This window comes from Marinitoga lauensis (assembly GCF_004135675.1).
Lineage (GTDB): Bacteria > Thermotogota > Thermotogae > Petrotogales > Petrotogaceae > Marinitoga > Marinitoga lauensis.
Genome location: NZ_QHLX01000001.1, coordinates 372,868 through 391,408, shown reverse-complemented (window position 1 = coordinate 391,408; position 18,541 = coordinate 372,868). Strand labels below are relative to the sequence as shown.

Here is an 18,541-nt window from a genome sequence, read left to right as displayed (position 1 = left end):
AACTTAAAAAAAAATGCACAAGGATATTATCATATTTTTTTTTAAATTTCAAGACAGATAAATCACAGTTTCTATTAAATTTATGGCATTAATTTTATCTGAACATATTTCTTCAAAGTTTAAAGCAACTAATCCCCTTTTTTAAACTTTGAATGGTATAATATAGTAAAATAGGATAAATTCAATTAAAATTTTCACAAATTGTAAACTTGGGGTGATATTGTGAATATTCTTGTTACAAATGATGATGGGATTATGGCACCAGGAATTTTTATATTAAAGAAAGAATTGGAAAAAAAACATAATGTTTATGTTGTTGCACCAGATATTGAAAGAAGTGCTACAGGTCATGCTATTACTATTAGAAATCCGCTGTGGGCAAAAAAAATATTTTTGAATAATGAATTTTTAGGTTATGCAGTTAATGGAACACCTGCTGACTGTGTAAAATTAGGGTTAGAAGCTATATATAAAGATATAAATTTCGATATGGTAATAAGCGGTATAAATAAAGGTCCCAATCTTGGAACTGATTTATTGTATTCTGGAACAGTTTCAGGTGCACTAGAAGGTTCTTTGAATGGTTATCCAGCAATAGCGGTTTCTTCAGCAAATTATCAAAACCCAAATTATGAAACAGCAGCAAAATTTATTCTTAACTTCTTAGAAAACAATGAGATTATTGATATGCCAGAATTTAGTGCCTTGAATATAAATGTTCCTAACGTTGACTATTCTGAATTAAAAGGCTCTAAAATAACAAGGCAAAGCAAAAGAAGATATCGTGACTATTTTGAACCAAGAAAAGATCCATATGGAAATACATATTATTGGATGTTAGGTGAAATAATTGAGGATGATAATGAAGAAGATTCGGATTATTTTGTTTTAAAAGAAAATTATGTGTCGATAACACCAATAAAGTCATTTTTGACAGATTTTGAATATATGAAAAAATTAAAAAAATTTAAGGAGGATAAAGATGGATTTAAAGGTTAGATTAATTGGAGACCCCGTTTTACGAAAAAAAGCTACTGAAATTGAAAAAATAGATGAAGACTTTTTAGAATTATTAGAAATTATGACTGATATGATGTATAGAGAAGATGGAGTTGGATTGGCAGCTCCACAAGTTGGAATAAGTAAAAGATTTTTTATAATGGATGATGGAAAACAATTGAGGAAGGTTATAAACCCGGAGATAATAGAATTTTTAGGGGAAGAAACTACTTTTGAGGAAGGATGTTTAAGTATTCCGGGAATATTTTTAAATGTAAAAAGGCCAGAAGGAGTAAGAGTAAAATATACAAATGAAAATGGGGATATAATCGAAGAAGAACTACATGAATATACCGCAAGAATTTTTCAACACGAATATGATCATCTTGAAGGTATATTGTTTATTGATAAAGTAAGCACTGCTTCTAAAGCCAGGGTAAAAGGGAAAATTAAAGAATTAATGAAAGAAGGAAAAAAAATAGCTAAAGAATTAGGGGAAGTTGAAATAAAATGAGAATAGTGTTTATGGGGACACCAGATTTTGCTGCTATACATTTAAAAAAATTAATAGATAACAAATTCAATATAATTGGTGTATTTTCACAACCAGATAAACCTAAAGGAAGAGGTAAAAAGGTTCTTCCTACACCTGTAAAAATTATAGCTCAAGAACATAATATTCCTGTTTTTCAACCAAGAAGTGTAAATTTAAAATCTGGTTTTGAAGAATTACAAAATTTAAAACCTGATATAATAATCACTGTAGCTTATGGTAAAATATTAAAGGAAAAAGTAATAAATTTACCCAAATACGGTTGTTGGAATGTTCATGCTTCATTATTACCAAAATATAGGGTGCAGCTCCAATACAGCGGGCTATTGAAAATGGAGAAAGCAAAACAGGTATTTCCATTTTTAAAATTGTTGAAGAATTAGATGCAGGACCAATTGCTTATATAAAAGAAACGCCAATTTATTTAGAGGATAACTTTGAGACTTTATATAATAGACTTGCAAAAATTGGTAGCGAATCTTTGGTAGAATTTTTAAGTAACTTTGAAAAATACACCGAAAGATTAATTTATCAAAATGATAATGAAGCAACTTATGCGGCTAAAATTAGTGTTGAAGATACATATATTAACTGGTATGATACTAATGACAAGGTTTTTAATAAAATTAGAGCGTATGACCCAATTCCTGGTGCTAAAACCGAACTTAATGGACAAATAATTAAATTGTTCCATGCATCTTTAGATAGCATGCAAACCGAACTTCCGGGGAAAGTATTAAATATTGATAAAAATGGTGCTGTAATTGCAACTGGAAATGGAACTATTAAAGTAAAAAAAATCCAATTTCCTGGAAAAAAAGCTATAAATTTTTTTGATGCATATAATGGAAGAAAAATAAATATTGGAGATATATTAAAAAACATAAAAAGGGGTGAGTGATATGGCAGAAACTTTTAACATGTATATGATAAAAGGTTATAAAACAGAGAAAGATGCTGAGGTTATTGAAGAAGTTTTAAAGGAAATTGACGGTATTATAAAATTTAAAATTGAAAGAGCATTTGGTGCAGTTGAATTAACCTATGATGATGAGAAAGTTTCAAGGGAAGAGATTAGTAATAAATTAAAAACAAAAGGTTTTGAGTTGAAATATTAAAATGAAAAAGAAGTATATATTTGGTTTTTTATTTGCTTTTGTAGCAACACTTACGGTTTTTATTCTAATTTCAGGAATAAAAGGATTTACAAGTAGTATCCAGTCTTTTTTAGGATATAATTATTTGTTTTTATTTTTAGGCTTATTTATAATAACTATAAAATGGATTATTGAGAGTTTAATAATAAAATTTTTATTAAACAGAATGTCATTTAAACATTCTTTAAAATTTACTCTTATTGGACAATTTTATAGTTATTTGACTCCATTTTATACTGGAGGGCAACCATTTCAAATTTTGTATATTTCTAAATATGGGATTGATCCAGGACAGGCTACAGCAATGATACTTTTTAAAACGTTTATCTTTCAAATAAATATGGCATTTTTGGGTTTGATAGCAGTAATATATTCTATTTATCATTTTTCATATGGTGTAACTTTGGGGATAACATTAGGAATATTGCTAAATTCATTGGCTATTTTTTTAATATTATTTTATGTTATTAATCAAAAAGCTGCTATAAATACAACATTGTTTTTTGTAAAATTTCTGAAAAAAGTGGGATTATTAAAAAATCCCGAAAAACATATAGATGAAATAATTTTTAAAGTAAAAACATTTATTGATGTATTTAAAATGGAATCCAGAAAAGTATTAAAAATTGTTTTAATATTTATTTTAAGTGTGATTCAATTTTCGTGCTCATTTTTAGTGCTACCAGTAATTCTAAAGGGTTTTGGTAAAGATTTAACGTTGAAGATAGTATTTAAATCGCTAATTACTCAGGTGACTTCATCTATTATTCCAACGCCAGGTACTTCAGGAGGAGCAGAAAGTATTTTTTATTTGCTATTTTCAGATATTTTAACTCCTGAAAGAGTAAGCTCAACAATCGTATTATGGAGATTGACCACTTATTATTATGTATTGTTAATAGGTGGGATAGTAGTGTTACTCAATCATAAATACAAAAAATCATAAATTTATATAACAAAAAAAGGAACCGTAATGGTTCCTTTTTTTATGGTGCCGAGGGCGGGACTTGAACCCGCACGGGATAAACTCCCACATGGCCCTCAACCATGCGTGTCTGCCGATTCCACCACCTCGGCAAGCCTTACATATTATACAATAACTTTTATTTTTGTCAACTACTTTTTTAGGGTATTAATAAGAGAATGATAAAAATGAAAAATCTGATATAATATTTATTTTTTATTCACATAGACGAAATCATATTCAAAATTCTCCTGTGAAAAATTTTAATAAGAGAGAAAATTATAAAAAATTTACAAAGTGTGTTGGTAAAATAAATATTTTTTCAAAATCATGTATATATTTTTGTATTATTATTTATTAAGGAGGTGTTTTGATGGAATATAAAAATGCTAAAATAAATACATTATCTCAGTATGATTTTTTAAAGGAAATAAAAAAAATTGAGAATGAGGAAGAATTAAAGGATTTTACTAAAAAACGATTCTTCAATTCCATTCAAAACGTGAATGCTAAAAGTAAAAAAGAAGAGTTAAAAAATAATGGGTGAAGTATATGATTTATGAAGAAGATAAACCAATAATCGAGATAAAAGATTTTTCATTATATATGAATAATAAAGAAGTGTTGAAATCCATTAATTTAAAATTATATAATAATGAATCGGTTTTGATATATGGCGAAAGAAATTCCGGTAAATCAGCCCTTTTAAGGGCATTTGTGCATTTAAATGAAGAATTGTTCAGTAATGTATATGGAAAAGGAGATATAAAATATAGAGGAAAAGATGTTAGAGAACAGGAAAAAAAATATTTACGAAGCAATATTACTTATACAGAACCACAATATTTGCAAAATTTAAACTATATATCGTTAAAGGAATTGCTGAAAGTGTCTTTAGGTGTCAGTCCTCATTCGTTATCTTATGAGCATATATCGTTGTTAAAGAAGTTAGACTTAATGAATAAATTTGTTGATTTGAAAAGCTTAAAATATTATAATGATTTATCTAATTGGTCAAGTGCAGATAAATTATCATTGTTGATTTTCATATCTTTAGCAAGAAATCCTAATATCTTTATGTTTGATTCTATTTTAGATCACATTGATGATGTATTATTAAAAAAGATAAAAGATGTTATAAGTGATATAAATCAAAACAGAGTATTAATATTTGCCACAAGAAATCTATTTAGATATCTTGATATATGTAACAGAATTATTGTATTAAAAGAAGGAAGAATCATCTTTGATTCAACACCAAAAGAATTTATTATTAACTTTGAAGGGGATAAATTTAGAAATTTGTAACTAAAAGGTATTGACAAAAGGGATAAAAAATGATAAAATAATCACGGTTGAAATAACCGAAGAAGGTTGCCGAGGTGGCGGAATTGGCAGACGCTGCGGACTTAAAATCCGTTGGGTGGAGACACTCGTGTGGGTTCAAGTCCCACCCTCGGCACCATTTTTATTTTCTCTACTACGCGGTGCGGGGTGGAGCAGTCTGGTAGCTCGTCGGGCTCATAACCCGAAGGTCGTAGGTTCAAATCCTGCCCCGCTACCATTTTTTTTATGGCGGCGTAGCTCAGATGGCTAGAGCATGCGGTTCATACCCGCAGTGTCAAGAGTTCGAGTCTCTTCGCCGCCACCATATCGAAAATGGCTCCAAAAGGAGCCATTTTTATTTATATTTATAACTTTTTGATTTCTTCATTGATGATTTCATTCTATACATATATTTATCGGCTCTTTTTAATGATTTTTCTATAGAATCTTTATATTGAACTATACCATAAGAAATAGATAAAGATATTCTAAATTCTTTTAAATGTTTCTGAATAATTTCAAATTTTTCTTTTGATTTAGAAATATTACAATTTCTCATAATAACAACAAATTCATCTCCGCCAAGTCTTATGATATAATCATCTTTTCTTAAAAATCCTTTTAGTGTATTAGCAAGGAATATTAAAGCTTCATCACCTGTTTTATGTCCGTGTTTATTGTTTATTTTTTTTAAATCATTTAAATCGAAGAAAACAATAACATCATTTTCATTTAATTCTATATTTGTTAATATATATCTATTATAGACACCTGTTAAAGGATCTATAAATACTTTTTGAGAGATTTCTTTAATTTTTATATGTGCATTTCTAATTTCATCTATTAAAGATAGTCCTACAAAAACAGTATATGAAAATATACCATATGATAATAAAAATTTAGTATTTTTTATTGGATGATTGGCTAAAATTAAATCGTTAATTATAGTTAAGACCAAAAAAGAAAAGAGTATAGTATATTTATTGTTTTTGTTATAAATAAAAATGATGTATATCAATAAAAATGCCGGAATCCATGAGAACAGGTTATAATAATTCATTAACTGATAATAATCTTTAGAAATTAGATAAAATATAATAGGAATAAATGCCAATGATTTGATAAACATATTTATATATTTGCTTTTATTAGATTTAAAATCTATATTATTTAAAAAAGTAATAAAACTCAATAGCGTTGAAATATAAAATATTTTCTTTATAATTAGATAAGAAAGCTCATCTCCTAAAGAAAATAATAAAAATCGCGTGTTCCTATAAGAAGAAAAGATAATGATATGAGATAATTGAAAAAATGTCTTTTTTCAGCCTTTTCTAAATAAAAAATATAACTTATAATTAAAATGATTAAAAGAAAATTATTCCACCAATAGCAGAAATTATTTCATAATTAACAAAATGCAATATTCTGAATTTGTATAGTTTGCTTTTATCAATTAATACAGGAGTTATTTTATTCCACCTTTATAAAGATCATAAATTAAAATTTTTAATTCATTTTTTTCTTTTAAATCATTTAGAGGAATTAAAAAAGGTTTAAGGTAAAGATTAAAAAGATTATTTTTGTTAAATCCTAAAATACCTATTTTTTTCCGTTTAAATATATTTCTGCGTAATTTCCAGAAATTTCTGGGAATATTATATAATCATAGTTACCTTTTGAAAAGTAGTTTTCAAAATTATGTCTTTGCCTTTTAATTCTTTTATTATAGGAACTTGCAGTATATTTCCTTTTTCATCATACCAGGTATTCAATTTAAAACCTTCTATATTATTCGAATAAAAACTAATAAAATATATTAATAAAAATAATGCTAAGCCTATCAGAGAAAGAAGATACTTTTTCATAAAATTCCCCCAAAATAAAAATAACCAACGATATTATACTATTTTTAAAACATAAAAGCAAGATAAAGAAATAAAATTTTATTTTGAAAGATTATTTATAATATTTAGAAAATACCAATAAATTCCTAAAAAACTTGTAACTAAAAGGTATTGACAAAAGGGATAAAAAATGATAAAATAATCACGGTTGAAATAACCGAAGAAGGTTGCCGAGGTGGCGGAATTGGCAGACGCTGCGGACTTAAAATCCGTTGGGTGGAGACACTCGTGTGGGTTCAAGTCCCACCCTCGGCACCATTTTTATTTTCTCTACTACGCGGTGCGGGGTGGAGCAGTCTGGTAGCTCGTCGGGCTCATAACCCGAAGGTCGTAGGTTCAAATCCTGCCCCCGCTACCATTTTTTTTATGGCGGCGTAGCTCAGATGGCTAGAGCATGCGGTTCATACCCGCAGTGTCAAGAGTTCGAGTCTCTTCGCCGCCACCATAAACAAAAAGAGCAGTCGATTGACTGCTCTTTTTGTTTATTATAATATATTTTTCCATTTTAAGTCTTCATTAATATGAATAAATTCTATTCCAGCTTTTAAACTTGCTCTGTCGAAATCGCTATCACCAATCATAATACAATCTTTTGGATCGATGTTTAATTTTTTAAGTATCTCATTGAAGAATTTTGGATTAGGTTTACAAAAATGTGAATTTTCCATATAAGATACATATTCAAAATCGTCAAAATCCATATTAATAAAAGAAAGTCTTTTTTCAACTGCTATTTTGGGAAAAACAGGGTTTGAAGCAAATATCAATTTATGAGAAGTTTTTTTAACATGAGATAGTAATTCATCATGTGGTTTTATAATCTTTTTTAGTTTTGGAAATTCATTTTCATAAAAATCAAAAAATAAATTATACCAATATTTTCCATCTTTTCCACTTTTTTTAGACATTAAGTATAAATAGTAGTCTAAATTATTTTCTTTATCATCATTTTTCTTTATTAATTCTACAGTTGATTCCAGGATAATATTAATGACGTTTTTATCGCTTATTTTTGAATATTCCAAAAAAGATTTGAAATAATAATTTTGAAATTCCTCTTCAGGATTTTTAATTAATGTGCCATCATAATCTAAAAAAATATAAATAATTTCACCTCCAAATAAAAAGGTCTGGATTGTGGGGAGAGGGAGAGATTCACAATCCAGACAATGGTTTGTTTTAAATTTTATTATGGTATGATTTTTGTTCCAGTTTTACCTTCTAAAGCATCTTTTAACTTTTCCATATCAGTAATTAAAGCTGGTTTTCCTGAATCTTTTACAAATGAAATACAAGACTCTATTTTGGGTAACATACTACCTTTTGCAAAATGTCCCTCTTCAATATATTTTTCTGCTTCTGTAATAGTAATAGTATCTAAAGCCTTTTGATCAGGTTTGTTGAAATTCAAATAAACTTTTTCAACTGCAGTTAAAATAATAAATTCATCAGCATTTAAAATTTTTGCTAATAATGCGGAAGCTCTATCTTTATCGATAACGGCTTCAACACCTTTTATTTCACCATTTTCTTCTATAATAACAGGTATTCCACCGCCACCTCCTGCAACAACAATAACATCTTTTTCAATTAAATCCTTTATTGTATTTTTTTCTATTGCATCTAAAGGTATTGGTGAAGGTACAACTCTTCTCCAACCTCTACCAGCATCTTCTTTAAAAATCCAACCTTTTTCTTCCATCATTTTCTTTGCTTCTTCTTCGCTATAAAAAGGACCTACCGGTTTTGTTGGATTTTGAAATCCAGGATCATTTTTATCAACAACTATTTGTGTAACTACTGCAGCAACATCCCTTTCAATCTTTCTTTCTTTCAATACATTCTTTAATTCTTGAACAATCATATATCCCAAATATCCCTGCGTCATAGCTCCCAAAACATCCATTGGAAATGGTGGGATTGTATCTTTAGCTATATCCTGCTGTAATAATAGATTTCCAACTTGTGGTCCATTTCCATGTGTGATAATAATGTCATAATCCATTTCTATCATATCTGCAAGATATGATGCTGTAACCTTAATGTTTTTAAACATGTTTTCTGCTGTAGGCTTTTCACCAGGTCTATTCATAGCATTTCCGCCTATAGCAACAACTGCTAACTTTTTCATTCTTTTCCCCCTGTCAGATTTTATAGTGTAGCTACCATAATAGCCTTTATCGTATGCATTCTATTTTCTGCCTGATCAAATACTTTCGAATGTCTACTTCTAAATACTTCATCTGTAACTTCTCTAATGTCTAAGCCTCTTTCTTTAGCCTCTTTTGCTACAATTGTTTCAAAGTCATGGAATGAAGGGAGACAATGTAAGAAAATAACATTTGGATTTTCAGTTCTTTTAATCAAGTCCATATCAACTCTATATGGAGTTAATAATTCTACTCTTTCAGGCATTTTATCTTCTTCACCCATTGATACCCATACATCTGTATAAATAACATCGGCTCCTTTAACACCATCTAAATTAGATGTATACTCAATTATAGCTCCTGTTTCTTTAGCGGTTTCTAAAGCCTCGTTCATCATTTCATCTGATGGTTTTAATGACTCAGGACCAACTGCTACATAATGCATTCCTAATTTAGCAGAGATTCTCATTAAAGTATTAGCAACGTTGTTTCTTGTATCGCCTATAAATGCAACTTTCATTTGATTTAATGGTTTATGGATAAATTCCATCATTGTCATAACATCAGCCAATCCCTGTGTTGGATGTGCTTCATCTGTTAAGCCGTTCCATACAGGAACACCAGAATATTTTGCTAAATCTTCAACAACTTTTTGTTTGAAACCTCTGTATTCAATTCCATCGTACATTCTTCCTAAAACTTTAGCTGTATCTTCAATGGATTCTTTTTTACCCATTTGACTGTTGGTTAAGAAAGTAACGTGTGCTCCTTCATCTAAAGCAGCGACTTCAAAAGCAGTTCTTGTTCTTGTGGAAGTTTTATCGAAAATTAAAACTATATTTTTACCTTTTAATGTTTCTGTTCTAATACCTGCTCTTTTCTTTGATTTTAAATCAAAAGCTAAATCTAATAAATATTTTATTTCTTCTGGAGTATAGTCTTTTAAAGATAATAAACTTCTTCCTTTTAAATTAACAGGCATATTAATCTCCTCCTTTGAATTATTTGAACTAACTATGTTTATTATACATTTTGTTTGTCATTTCTCAAAATGAAAAATTTTTGAAAAAATAGCGAGTATGAAGAAAATTTCATGATTATTCCTTTTTATTATAAGTATGCGTAAGTATAATTGAGTATGCTTGGATATGCATATTTATGTTATAATAAATAAAAAGGAGATGATAAAAATGAAAAAGTTATTTTTTTATATTATGCTTACAAGCATTATTTTGATTGTTTCAGCATGTATAAAAACTCCAGAATATATTGAGGATACAAATTTTTCAGATTTAACTCAAGAGCAAAAAGAAGAATTAATAAGATTAATTGCTACTGGATATAATAAGGGAGGTGGCTCTTCTTTTGAAAGTTTAGAAGCGACTGCTAATTTATCTTCCTATACCTATGATGATAACGTTTTGCTCTTTTATAAATATTTTACTGGGGAAATATATAACACTACAAAATCTAAAAGTTTATCAGATGATCCTCATTATGATCCAATAATAAAAAATTATATTAAAAATATTACAGAAAATAATTTTAAAGATAATTCTTCAAGTGTATTTTTGATTAATTATTACGATAAAAAAATACCAACTCAATCAGCAGAAGATTTTTTAAAATTAAATCCTAATATAATAAATTCTTATGAAAAAAGAGAATTTTTGGTAGAGAGGGTATATAATAAAATAAAAGAATATTATAATTCTTCTTCGACTTTTAGGAAATGGTTTGATTATTATTATCCAGATAAGAGTTTATCTGATATTGATATAAAAAAATATTCTGAATTTTTGGTAGATGTTGCTTATGCATATACTCATTCAAATATCGAATTGAATAGATTGCATTATACAGGTTCAGAGTTATATCCAGAAAAAGTTATTCTTAAACATATACCAGTTGAATTAGTTTTAGCAATTATAATGCAAGAATCAAGATTTTTTCCAGGATCATTTAGAGCAGAATTAGATGGAGATAATATATACGCATTATCTTTTGGACTTACGCATATATTAATAGATTCTGACTTTCTTTATATATCTTCTACAAATAATAATATTGGTGATGGTGATAAAGGAGAAAGAAATTTTGATCTTATTTCTTATTTTTATTTGGGGAATAACAGAAATGAAGAAACGTATTTTTCAGATTGGGATTTGGTCACAATAAGAGGCTCAATACTATATTCGGTTATATATTTAGATATGTTATATCAGAAATTGATTAAGTATATAAATAATTAGGGGGTTAAAAAATGATAGGAGTAGTAGGCAGTTCAAATATTGATATCGTTTTAACAGTGGAAAAATTTACAAATCCTGGTGAAACACAAAAAGCTATATCTCTTGAATATTTTCCTGGAGGGAAGGGAGCGAATCAAGCAGTAACAGCGGCAAAGTTGTCAAAAGACGATGTGTATTTTTTTACAGCGTTGGGAAATGATGATTTTGGAAAGAAATTAGCAAGTAATTTTGATAGGTTAAATATTAAAGGTTATATTTATACGGACTTACCTACAGGAAGAGCATATATTGAAGTAACGAAAAATGGATGTAATAGAATAATAATTTATGAAGGAGCAAATGGATTTATTACACCTGAAATAGTAGAGAGTAAACTTGATATATTAAAGGAATATAAGTATTTTTTATTACAAAATGAAATTCCTTTTGAGACATCCTTACATATTGCAAAAGCTTTAAAGTCAAAGAAGAAAGTGATAATTTTTGATCCTGCTCCTGCTCAAAATATCGAAAAAGAAATTTTTGAATATGTCGATTACTTTACGCCCAATGAGGAAGAATTTAAATATTTATCAAAGAAGTTTTTTGATTTAGACCCACAGAAAGATCTGAAAAAAATATTAAGAAACTTCTTCAATTTAGGAATAAAAAATATTATATTAAAGCAAGGAGAAAAAGATATTATACTATATAACAGGAATTTGATTTTAAAAATACCGGTATTTAAAATCCAAAATGTTATTGATACTACTGCAGCTGGAGATGTCTTTAATGGTGCTTTAGCTGTTGCTTTGGAAGAAAATAAAAATATAAAAGAAGCTATACAATTTGCATCAGCCGCCGCAGGTATTTCTGTAACAAAAAAAGGAGCACAATCTTCCATTCCCACTCGAGAAGAAGTTGAGAAATTTTTAACCAAAAACAAATAGGGCCATGTGGCCCTATTTTAGTATTCCGCAACCCCTTCACAAATTGAATAGTATGAATCCTAAAAATAATCCTAAAATAGATAAGACAACATATTTTGTAATTGTTTTTTTGCTTCTATCCACTTTAAAGGTTAAATCCTTTTCATATTTTCCTGCGCTATTATATATAATTAGTTTTTTTGTATAAGGACCATCAGATAAATCAACAGGATAATATATTTCGTTTTTTCCTGGAGAAATAGTTTTTTTCTTATCAAATAATTCAATGAATCCATATGTATTTGAATATAATGTAATTTTTAGATTATCATTATACCAATCATTATTTGGAGAAATATTTTTTGTGTAATATAAAATTTTTACATAGGGAAAAATCTCATGATCTAATCCAAGTTCTAATTTTTCATTTTCCAATAAAAATTCGTATTTTTTGTTGTTATAAATTATATTGAGTTTTCCAGATCCAGTAATAAATTTTTGTTCTTTTGAAAAGACAGTATATTCTTCGTTACCTATAATTATGGTTTGTGGATATTTTTTAAAATTAAATGTTATTGTTGATATCTGAGAGTCATCAATATAATGTATTTTAACGTACTGACTATAAGTAGTTTGAGTACTACCAAAAGTGAAAATAAAACTAAAGTTAAAACTCGTATATCCAAAATAAGCAACATATAATAATAAAAATAAACTTAAAAAAACTTTTTTCATAAAAATCGCCTCACTTTGTCCACCTTTCAGATACGTTAATATCAACTTTAAGTGGAACATCCAGGGCAACAGCATTTTCCATAGTTTCTTTTACGATTTGAGAAATTTCATTAACTTTATCTTGGGGTAATTCTAATACAATTTCGTCATGAACTTGAAGAATCATTTTAGCATAATCTGGTAATTTTTCATTTAATTTTATCATTGCTATTTTCATGATATCAGATGCTGTTCCTTGAATAGGAGTATTTATGGCCATCCTCTTTAAATCATTTTTATTTAATCTTAGATTATTTAAAAATCTTTTTCGCCCAAATAATGTTTCAACATATCCATTTTTTTCTAAATCTAATAATATTTGTTGTTGATATTTTTCAACATTTTTATAAAGTTCAAAATATTTTTTTATAAATATGCCTGCATCATTAATGGAAACCCCTGTTCTTTCTGATAGTCCGTATGAAGAAACACCATAGATAATAGAAAAATTAATCATTTTTCCAATTTGTCTCATTTTATGGTCTACCTGATTTTCCGGGACATCAAAAAGTTTCGAAGCAGTTATCGTATGGATATCTAAATCATTTTTAAAAGATTCTATTAATACAGGGTCTTTACTCATATGAGCTAATACCCTTAATTCTATTTGTGAGTAATCAGCACTTAAAAGAACATACCCATTTTTTTCAGCTTTAACAGCTTTACGTATCTTTTCACCTTCGGCTTCTCTGATAGGTAAATTTTGAAGGTTTGGTTCACTACTGCTTAACCTTCCAGTTGCTGCTCCAGTTTGATTGAAAGAGGTATGAACCCTTCTAGTTTTTTTGTTAACTAATTTTGGTATTGACTGTATATAGGTGGATAATAATTTCTGGTATTTTCTATAATCCAATATTTTTTGTATAATAGGATGATCATTTTTCATTTCTTCAAGAACCTGAGCATTCGTCGAATATTGCCCACCTTTTGTTTTTTTCTTAGGTTTTAATCCGAGTTTTTCAAATAATAATTCCCTGATTTGCTTTGGAGAATTTGGATTTATTTCGTATCCAGCAATATTTTTAATTTCTTCTAATATGTTATTGGTGATTTGAGTGTATTCTTTTTCTAATTCTTTTAAATATGGAATATCAAAGTAGACTCCGTTTAATTCCATTTTAACCAAAACCGGTATTAAAGGATTTTCGACTTCAAACATTACTTTTTCTAATTCAAATTCATATATTTTTGGACGCAAAACATGATATAACCTCAAAGTGATATCAGCATCTTCACCGGAATATTCAGCAACTTTTTCAGAATCAACATCTTTAAGTGTATTAGCAAATAAAGTTTCATTAACTACATCATTATATTTTATGGTTTCATAGTTTAAATATTTTTTTGCCAGATCATCCATATTAAAACGCCTTGAATCAGGAGAAATAAGATATGCTGCAATCATTGTATCAAAATATGGAACCTTTAATTCAAAACCGTTTACTTTCATTACAGAAAGGTCATATTTTAAGTTTTGGCCTACCAAATTTTTGTCTTTTAAAATTTCCCATAATTCTCTTAACATCTTAATTTTATTTTCTTGAGGTTCTTTGGAAATATCTATATAATATCCCGTTTTAGGTTCAAATGATAAGGCGATACCCAGTATTTCAGCTTGATAAGGATCTATAGAAGTTGTTTCTAAATCAAAAGAAATAATATCCTGTTTTTTAAAATATCGAAAATTTTTCTAAATCTTTTGGTTTTAATAATTCATATGTTCCTTTTGAAGATAAATCATCTATATCTGGTAACGTATTAATTTTTAATACCTTTTTTTGTTCTTTGAAACCCAATTCTCTTATTATTGATTTAAACTCAAATTCATTAAGCAATTCTTCGAGTGATTCGTCAAATCCTCTATATATATATTCTTCCCAATTTATATCCAAGGAACATCAGTAACAAGTTGAACCAGTTTTTTGCTTAAAAATGCCATTTCTTTTCCTTCGATTAATTTTTTTGTATGGATTTTGTGGTATTTCGTACATTTTTGTATATTTCCTCTAAAGAACCGAATTCTTTTATCAATTTAGTGGCAGTTTTTTCGCCAATTCCTTTTACTCCAGGAATATTATCAACAGCATCTCCAGTTAATGCAAGAAAATCCTGAATTTTTTCTGGACCAAAACCATATTTTTCATAGACTTTTTTTATATCATATTCTCTGATATCGGTGATTCCACGTCCTATTCTTAACATTTTTATTTTATCATTTACTAATTGCATTAAATCCTTATCAGAAGATAAAATATAAATCTGATTGAAATTTTCCTGGCCTTTTAAAGATAGTGTGGCAATAACATCATCTGCTTCATAACCTTCTTCTGCAATTGTTTTTATTCCCAATGCATTCACTATCTCCAAAATATATGGTATTTGATCCTTGAATATTTTTGGGTTTCAGGTCTATTGGCCTTATAACTCTCTAATAATTTATGTCTATAAGTAACTGTTTTTTTATCCATTACAAAAATTATTGCATCTTCATCTTTTAAAACATACTTTTCTAATATTTTTAAAATCATTTTAGTAACACCGTAAATGGCGTTTGTAGGAATACCTGATGTAGTTTTAAGATTTTGATCGAGAGCAAAAAAAGCTCTGTAAGCAACTCCACTACCATCAATTAGATACAAATTTCTCATATATTACCCTCAGCTCTTACATATATTTTTGTGCCATCAGGCATTTTAAATTTTATAACTACACCTTTTGCGGGTTTTTCCTCACCTCTATATAATTTATGTATATTTTGTGGAGTAATTCCATATTTTGTTCCTTCTGCACTGATATGAGCATCAAATGGATGTTCGGAATATACAAATACTGTTACTTCTACTTCTTTCATATTAACACCTCCAAATTTTTTAAAAAGTTTTTTCTGAATCTAATAATAAAGTTACTGGACCATCATTAATAAGATGAACTTTCATATCTGCCTGAAAAACACCAGTTTCAACGTTAATATTATACTTTTCTTTTATATAATTGACAAATTTTTCATAATATTCATTTCCTTTTTCAGGTTTAGCAGCATTTGAATATGAAGGCCTTCTTCCTTTTCTACAATCACCATACAATGTAAATTGAGAAACAACCAATATTTCACCTTTAATATCTAATAAAGATAAATTCATTTTGTCATTTTCATCTTCAAAAATTCTTAAATTAAGGATTTTATCTGCCAACCATTCAATATCTTTTTCTGTGTCATTATGACCTACACCCAATAATACTAAAATTCCTTTACCAATTTTTCCAACGGTATTCTTTTCTACATCGACATGAGCTTCTAATACTCTTTGAACAACTGCTCTCAACTTAACTCCTCCTTACACTATAAACTCCTTTTATGTTTTTTATTGAAGATAACACTCTCATTAAATGTTGAACATCTCTAACAGATAATCGCATTTTTAAATCAATCCTATCAATTTTCCGTGAAGTTTCATACATTTCAATATTGGCTTTTTCCATTTTTATTTTTTTCTTATTTCATTTAAAATAGTTTTATTTTCCATTTCAATAAGTAAATGTGTGACAAACTTAGAATTTTCAATATCTTCAGTTACCCAGGATACTTTGACGATTCTTGATATAGGAACTTCTTTAATATTCATACAATTTTTTCTGTGTATTCCAATTCCTCTTCTGCTAACAATACCAACGATGTCATCACCTAAAACAGGATTACAACATTTTGCGAAATAAACATCGATACCTTCCTGCCCATCTACTATAACCCCAATTCCTTTTCTTTTATAGGTAATTTTTTGAGATTGGAATTTTTCTTCAAAACCTTTAGGTTCTTCTTTTTTTCGAAAAGTTTGTAAATTTCTTTTGGATTGACATCACCAAAACCCAGCCTTATATATAATTCTTCCTCATTTTTTATCTTGTTTTTTTCACAGAAAGTTTGATTATCTTTTATTTCATGTATTAGATTATCTATAGACATATTTAATTCTTTTGCAACTTCTCTTAATTTGTCTCTACCTTTTTCTTCAAGATTTTTCTCATTTTTTAATCTGTAATATCTTTTTATTTTATGTTTTGTTCTGGAGGATTTAGCATATTTTAGCCAATCTATACTTGGGCCAGAGGTATTTCTATTAACAATTATTTCAACAACATCACCATTCTGGAGCTCATAACTTATAGGAACTATTTTTCCGTTTACTTTAGCTCCTGCAAAATGATTACCAACATTTGTATGTATTGCATACGCAAAATCAATAGGAGTAGCTCCATAAGATAAATGAATTATTTCTCCCTTTGGCGTGAAAACGAAAACTTCATGCGCTTTTAGCTCCTCTTCTATATCATTTAAATTAAAAGCTGATTGTGCAATTTCTTTATGTAAGTCCATTAATCTCTTTACAAAATATAATTTTTTTGCATCGACTCCCTGTTTGTAAGCCCAATGTGCAGCTAAACCATATTCGCTTTCTTCATGCATTTCCCAATCTCTAATCTGTATTTCTAATGTTTCACCTTTATTAGTAATTACAGTAGTATGAATAGATCTATAACCATTTGATTTAGGAACAGCAATGTAATCTTTGATTCTTCCCGGAACAGGCCTCCAAACAGAATGAACAACACCCATTGCAGCATAACAGGCAGTTGGAGATTCTGTTATAACTCTAAGCGCAATGAAATCGTAAATTTCATCAAAACTTTTATTTTTTCTTAGCATTTTTTCCCATATGCTATATAAATGTTTTGTTCTGCCTTGAAGAGTAGCTTTTATATTATGTTTTTCTAATTGTTCTGAAATTATTTTTTTGTATTCTTCCATCCTATTGTGAACATTTAAGACTCTTTCCTCTAATTTCCTTTTTAAATCTTCATATGCTTCTGGGTATAAGTATTTAAAGGATAAGTCTTCTAATTCTGCTTTCATTTTATGAATACCCAATCTATGTGCAATTGGAGCATATATTTTAAGCGTTTCCTGGGACTTTATTATTTGCTTTTTATGGGGAACATATTGCAATGTTCGCATATTATGTAATCTATCAGAGAGTTTAACTATAATAACTCTGATATCATTTGACATTGCAAGTAGCATTTTACGTATTGTTTCTATTTTTTCTAAAGATTTCATATCAACTTTGTTTAGCTTTTCATTAAGTTTTAAGTTGCTAATTTTAGTAACGCCATCAACTATACGTGAAATTTCAGGTCCGAATTCCCTGGTGATTTTTTCTATGGGGACATCGCAGTCTTCAACAACATCATGTAATAAAGCTGATACAATACTTTCAATATCCATTTTTAATTTGGCTAATATTTTTGAAACAGCTTTTGGGTGTTCAAAAAAAGGTTCTCCAGACGCACGCATTTGACCATTATGTGCCTCTTTTGCTAGAAAGTATGCCTTTTTTAATAATTCTTTTTCGGAGTCTTCCAATTTTCTTTCTAAAATATTTTCTATTTCATTAGCATATTCTATAAATTCTAACTCCATTTGGTCACTTCCCTTCATTTCAATTATATCACAAAAGATGATACTAATAAAAATTTATGATATAATATACTTGTA

The 18,541-nt window shown here is 28.2% G+C and carries 22 protein-coding genes, 7 tRNA genes and 3 pseudogenes; 15 read left to right on the top strand and 17 right to left on the bottom strand.

Features of this window, described 5'->3' with window-relative positions; genetic code table 11:
* Positions 1-222 precede the first annotated feature (222 nt).
* The 5 genes and pseudogenes from surE (at position 223) to DJ007_RS02145 (ending at position 3,655) form a co-directional block, all read left to right on the top strand.
* Positions 223-999 carry a 5'/3'-nucleotidase SurE gene (gene surE, locus DJ007_RS02165; RefSeq protein ID WP_129408124.1) on the top strand — a complete coding sequence of 259 codons (777 nt, stop codon included), beginning with the start codon at positions 223-225 and terminating at the stop codon, positions 997-999.
* Positions 983-1,513, top strand: a complete 531-nt coding sequence (def, locus tag DJ007_RS02160) for a peptide deformylase (protein ID WP_129408123.1) — start codon at positions 983-985, stop codon at positions 1,511-1,513. The genes surE and def overlap by 17 nt, the downstream gene beginning before the upstream one ends.
* Positions 1,510-2,453 (top strand): annotated as a pseudogene (gene fmt / locus DJ007_RS19820) (methionyl-tRNA formyltransferase). Before def ends, fmt begins: the two are co-directional and overlap by 4 nt.
* A 1-nt stretch (position 2,454) precedes the next feature.
* Positions 2,455-2,670: a heavy-metal-associated domain-containing protein gene (locus tag DJ007_RS02150; protein ID WP_129408122.1), complete on the top strand. Its 216-nt coding sequence runs from the start codon at positions 2,455-2,457 to the stop codon at positions 2,668-2,670.
* Position 2,671: 1 nt separating this feature from the next.
* Positions 2,672-3,655, top strand: coding sequence for a lysylphosphatidylglycerol synthase transmembrane domain-containing protein (locus tag DJ007_RS02145; protein WP_129408121.1), 984 nt, complete (start codon positions 2,672-2,674; stop codon positions 3,653-3,655).
* A gap of 43 nt (positions 3,656-3,698) precedes the next feature.
* On the opposite strand, the gene DJ007_RS02140 is transcribed toward DJ007_RS02145, so the two are convergent.
* Positions 3,699-3,786: transfer RNA gene (locus DJ007_RS02140), tRNA-Leu, on the bottom strand.
* Between the two features lie 260 nt (positions 3,787-4,046).
* Here DJ007_RS02140 and DJ007_RS14500 point away from each other — a divergent pair.
* The 5 genes from DJ007_RS14500 (at position 4,047) to DJ007_RS02120 (ending at position 5,324) form a co-directional block, all read left to right on the top strand.
* The gene (locus DJ007_RS14500) at positions 4,047-4,220 is read left to right on the top strand and encodes a hypothetical protein (RefSeq protein ID WP_165973955.1); all 174 of its coding nucleotides are present in this window, start codon (positions 4,047-4,049) and stop codon (positions 4,218-4,220) included.
* Between the two features lie 5 nt (positions 4,221-4,225).
* On the top strand, positions 4,226-4,981 hold the full coding sequence (locus DJ007_RS02135) for an ATP-binding cassette domain-containing protein (RefSeq protein ID WP_129408120.1): 756 nt from the start codon (positions 4,226-4,228) through the stop codon (positions 4,979-4,981).
* Positions 4,982-5,049: 68 nt separating this feature from the next.
* A tRNA-Leu gene (locus DJ007_RS02130) sits at positions 5,050-5,138 on the top strand.
* Between the two features lie 23 nt (positions 5,139-5,161).
* Positions 5,162-5,237: transfer RNA gene (locus DJ007_RS02125), tRNA-Met, on the top strand.
* 10 nt (positions 5,238-5,247) lie between these two features.
* A tRNA-Met gene (locus DJ007_RS02120) sits at positions 5,248-5,324 on the top strand.
* A gap of 30 nt (positions 5,325-5,354) precedes the next feature.
* Here the strand turns inward: DJ007_RS02120 and DJ007_RS02115 are convergent.
* Positions 5,355-5,957 carry a GGDEF domain-containing protein gene (locus DJ007_RS02115; protein ID WP_165973954.1) on the bottom strand — a complete coding sequence of 201 codons (603 nt, stop codon included), beginning with the start codon at positions 5,955-5,957 and terminating at the stop codon, positions 5,355-5,357.
* A gap of 700 nt (positions 5,958-6,657) precedes the next feature.
* Complete coding sequence (locus tag DJ007_RS02110; RefSeq protein WP_129408118.1) at positions 6,658-6,867, bottom strand: hypothetical protein; 210 nt, start codon at positions 6,865-6,867, stop codon at positions 6,658-6,660.
* Positions 6,868-7,075: 208 nt separating this feature from the next.
* On the opposite strand from DJ007_RS02110, the gene DJ007_RS02105 reads away from it, so the two are divergent.
* The 3 genes from DJ007_RS02105 (at position 7,076) to DJ007_RS02095 (ending at position 7,351) form a co-directional block, all read left to right on the top strand.
* A tRNA-Leu gene (locus tag DJ007_RS02105) sits at positions 7,076-7,164 on the top strand.
* Between the two features lie 23 nt (positions 7,165-7,187).
* Positions 7,188-7,264 (top strand) — tRNA-Met (locus tag DJ007_RS02100).
* A gap of 10 nt (positions 7,265-7,274) precedes the next feature.
* A tRNA-Met gene (locus DJ007_RS02095) sits at positions 7,275-7,351 on the top strand.
* Positions 7,352-7,391: 40 nt separating this feature from the next.
* On the opposite strand, the gene DJ007_RS02090 is transcribed toward DJ007_RS02095, so the two are convergent.
* The 3 genes from DJ007_RS02090 to argF all read right to left on the bottom strand — a co-directional run bounded on the left by DJ007_RS02090 (position 7,392) and on the right by argF (position 10,038).
* Positions 7,392-8,006 (bottom strand): HAD family hydrolase, encoded by a 615-nt coding sequence (locus DJ007_RS02090; protein ID WP_276318628.1) that lies wholly within the window; start codon positions 8,004-8,006, stop codon positions 7,392-7,394.
* An 89-nt stretch (positions 8,007-8,095) separates the two neighbouring features.
* Positions 8,096-9,037: a carbamate kinase gene (gene arcC / locus DJ007_RS02085; RefSeq protein WP_129408116.1), complete on the bottom strand. Its 942-nt coding sequence runs from the start codon at positions 9,035-9,037 to the stop codon at positions 8,096-8,098.
* A 20-nt stretch (positions 9,038-9,057) separates the two neighbouring features.
* On the bottom strand, positions 9,058-10,038 hold the full coding sequence (gene argF / locus DJ007_RS02080) for an ornithine carbamoyltransferase (protein WP_129408115.1): 981 nt from the start codon (positions 10,036-10,038) through the stop codon (positions 9,058-9,060).
* A gap of 208 nt (positions 10,039-10,246) precedes the next feature.
* On the opposite strand from argF, the gene DJ007_RS02075 reads away from it, so the two are divergent.
* The gene (locus tag DJ007_RS02075; RefSeq protein ID WP_129408114.1) at positions 10,247-11,308 is read left to right on the top strand and encodes a hypothetical protein; all 1,062 of its coding nucleotides are present in this window, start codon (positions 10,247-10,249) and stop codon (positions 11,306-11,308) included.
* 11 nt (positions 11,309-11,319) lie between these two features.
* Positions 11,320-12,237, top strand: coding sequence for a ribokinase (gene rbsK, locus DJ007_RS02070; protein ID WP_129408113.1), 918 nt, complete (start codon positions 11,320-11,322; stop codon positions 12,235-12,237).
* 36 nt (positions 12,238-12,273) lie between these two features.
* Here the strand turns inward: rbsK and DJ007_RS02065 are convergent, their stop codons facing one another.
* The 11 genes and pseudogenes from DJ007_RS02065 to DJ007_RS02045 form a co-directional block, all read right to left on the bottom strand.
* Entirely contained in the window at positions 12,274-12,951 is a 678-nt protein-coding gene (locus DJ007_RS02065; RefSeq protein ID WP_129408112.1) for a hypothetical protein, read from the bottom strand.
* A 10-nt stretch (positions 12,952-12,961) separates the two neighbouring features.
* Positions 12,962-14,620, bottom strand: a complete 1,659-nt coding sequence (gene polA / locus DJ007_RS15285) for a DNA polymerase I (RefSeq protein WP_240739215.1) — start codon at positions 14,618-14,620, stop codon at positions 12,962-12,964.
* Positions 14,621-14,660: 40 nt separating this feature from the next.
* Positions 14,661-14,882 carry a hypothetical protein gene (locus DJ007_RS15280; RefSeq protein ID WP_206076021.1) on the bottom strand — a complete coding sequence of 74 codons (222 nt, stop codon included), beginning with the start codon at positions 14,880-14,882 and terminating at the stop codon, positions 14,661-14,663.
* A gap of 61 nt (positions 14,883-14,943) precedes the next feature.
* A complete protein-coding gene (locus tag DJ007_RS16810; RefSeq protein WP_240739214.1) occupies positions 14,944-15,192 on the bottom strand; it encodes a 5'-3' exonuclease H3TH domain-containing protein in 249 nt (82 codons plus the stop codon).
* Positions 15,181-15,638: pseudogene (locus DJ007_RS16805) on the bottom strand (PIN domain-containing protein); the annotation flags it as partial. The gene DJ007_RS16810 and the pseudogene DJ007_RS16805, both read right to left, overlap by 12 nt.
* Positions 15,635-15,841: a hypothetical protein gene (locus DJ007_RS02055; protein WP_129408111.1), complete on the bottom strand. Its 207-nt coding sequence runs from the start codon at positions 15,839-15,841 to the stop codon at positions 15,635-15,637. The gene DJ007_RS02055 and the pseudogene DJ007_RS16805, both read right to left, overlap by 4 nt.
* A 19-nt stretch (positions 15,842-15,860) precedes the next feature.
* Entirely contained in the window at positions 15,861-16,313 is a 453-nt protein-coding gene (gene dtd / locus DJ007_RS02050; protein WP_129408110.1) for a D-aminoacyl-tRNA deacylase, read from the bottom strand.
* Position 16,314: 1 nt separating this feature from the next.
* Positions 16,315-16,470, bottom strand: a complete 156-nt coding sequence (locus DJ007_RS16800; RefSeq protein WP_240739160.1) for an ACT domain-containing protein — start codon at positions 16,468-16,470, stop codon at positions 16,315-16,317.
* A gap of 2 nt (positions 16,471-16,472) precedes the next feature.
* Entirely contained in the window at positions 16,473-16,613 is a 141-nt protein-coding gene (locus DJ007_RS16795; RefSeq protein ID WP_240739159.1) for a hypothetical protein, read from the bottom strand.
* A 12-nt stretch (positions 16,614-16,625) separates the two neighbouring features.
* A pseudogene (locus tag DJ007_RS20995) lies at positions 16,626-16,712 on the bottom strand (hypothetical protein); the annotation flags it as partial.
* Positions 16,713-16,729: 17 nt separating this feature from the next.
* Positions 16,730-18,466: a RelA/SpoT family protein gene (locus tag DJ007_RS02045; RefSeq protein ID WP_240739158.1), complete on the bottom strand. Its 1,737-nt coding sequence runs from the start codon at positions 18,464-18,466 to the stop codon at positions 16,730-16,732.
* Positions 18,467-18,541 lie beyond the last annotated feature (75 nt).

Excerpts from the sequence above, each read along its gene's own strand:
- def (WP_129408123.1), top strand. The coding sequence starts at position 983 with ATGGATTTAAAGGTTAGATTAATTGGAGACCCCGTTTTACGAAAAAAA.
- DJ007_RS02150 (WP_129408122.1), top strand. The coding sequence starts at position 2,455 with ATGGCAGAAACTTTTAACATGTATATGATAAAAGGTTATAAAACAGAG.
- DJ007_RS02145 (WP_129408121.1), top strand. The coding sequence starts at position 2,672 with ATGAAAAAGAAGTATATATTTGGTTTTTTATTTGCTTTTGTAGCAACA.
- DJ007_RS14500 (WP_165973955.1), top strand. The coding sequence starts at position 4,047 with ATGGAATATAAAAATGCTAAAATAAATACATTATCTCAGTATGATTTT.
- DJ007_RS02135 (WP_129408120.1), top strand. The coding sequence starts at position 4,226 with ATGATTTATGAAGAAGATAAACCAATAATCGAGATAAAAGATTTTTCA.
- DJ007_RS02110 (WP_129408118.1), bottom strand. The coding sequence starts at position 6,867 with ATGAAAAAGTATCTTCTTTCTCTGATAGGCTTAGCATTATTTTTATTA.
- arcC (WP_129408116.1), bottom strand. The coding sequence starts at position 9,037 with ATGAAAAAGTTAGCAGTTGTTGCTATAGGCGGAAATGCTATGAATAGA.
- argF (WP_129408115.1), bottom strand. The coding sequence starts at position 10,038 with ATGCCTGTTAATTTAAAAGGAAGAAGTTTATTATCTTTAAAAGACTAT.
- DJ007_RS02075 (WP_129408114.1), top strand. The coding sequence starts at position 10,247 with ATGAAAAAGTTATTTTTTTATATTATGCTTACAAGCATTATTTTGATT.
- rbsK (WP_129408113.1), top strand. The coding sequence starts at position 11,320 with ATGATAGGAGTAGTAGGCAGTTCAAATATTGATATCGTTTTAACAGTG.
- DJ007_RS02065 (WP_129408112.1), bottom strand. The coding sequence starts at position 12,951 with ATGAAAAAAGTTTTTTTAAGTTTATTTTTATTATTATATGTTGCTTAT.
- DJ007_RS16810 (WP_240739214.1), bottom strand. The coding sequence starts at position 15,192 with ATGTTAAGAATAGGACGTGGAATCACCGATATCAGAGAATATGATATA.
- DJ007_RS02055 (WP_129408111.1), bottom strand. The coding sequence starts at position 15,841 with ATGAAAGAAGTAGAAGTAACAGTATTTGTATATTCCGAACATCCATTT.
- DJ007_RS16800 (WP_240739160.1), bottom strand. The coding sequence starts at position 16,470 with ATGGAAAAAGCCAATATTGAAATGTATGAAACTTCACGGAAAATTGAT.
- DJ007_RS16795 (WP_240739159.1), bottom strand. The coding sequence starts at position 16,613 with ATGAATATTAAAGAAGTTCCTATATCAAGAATCGTCAAAGTATCCTGG.
- DJ007_RS02045 (WP_240739158.1), bottom strand. The coding sequence starts at position 18,466 with ATGGAGTTAGAATTTATAGAATATGCTAATGAAATAGAAAATATTTTA.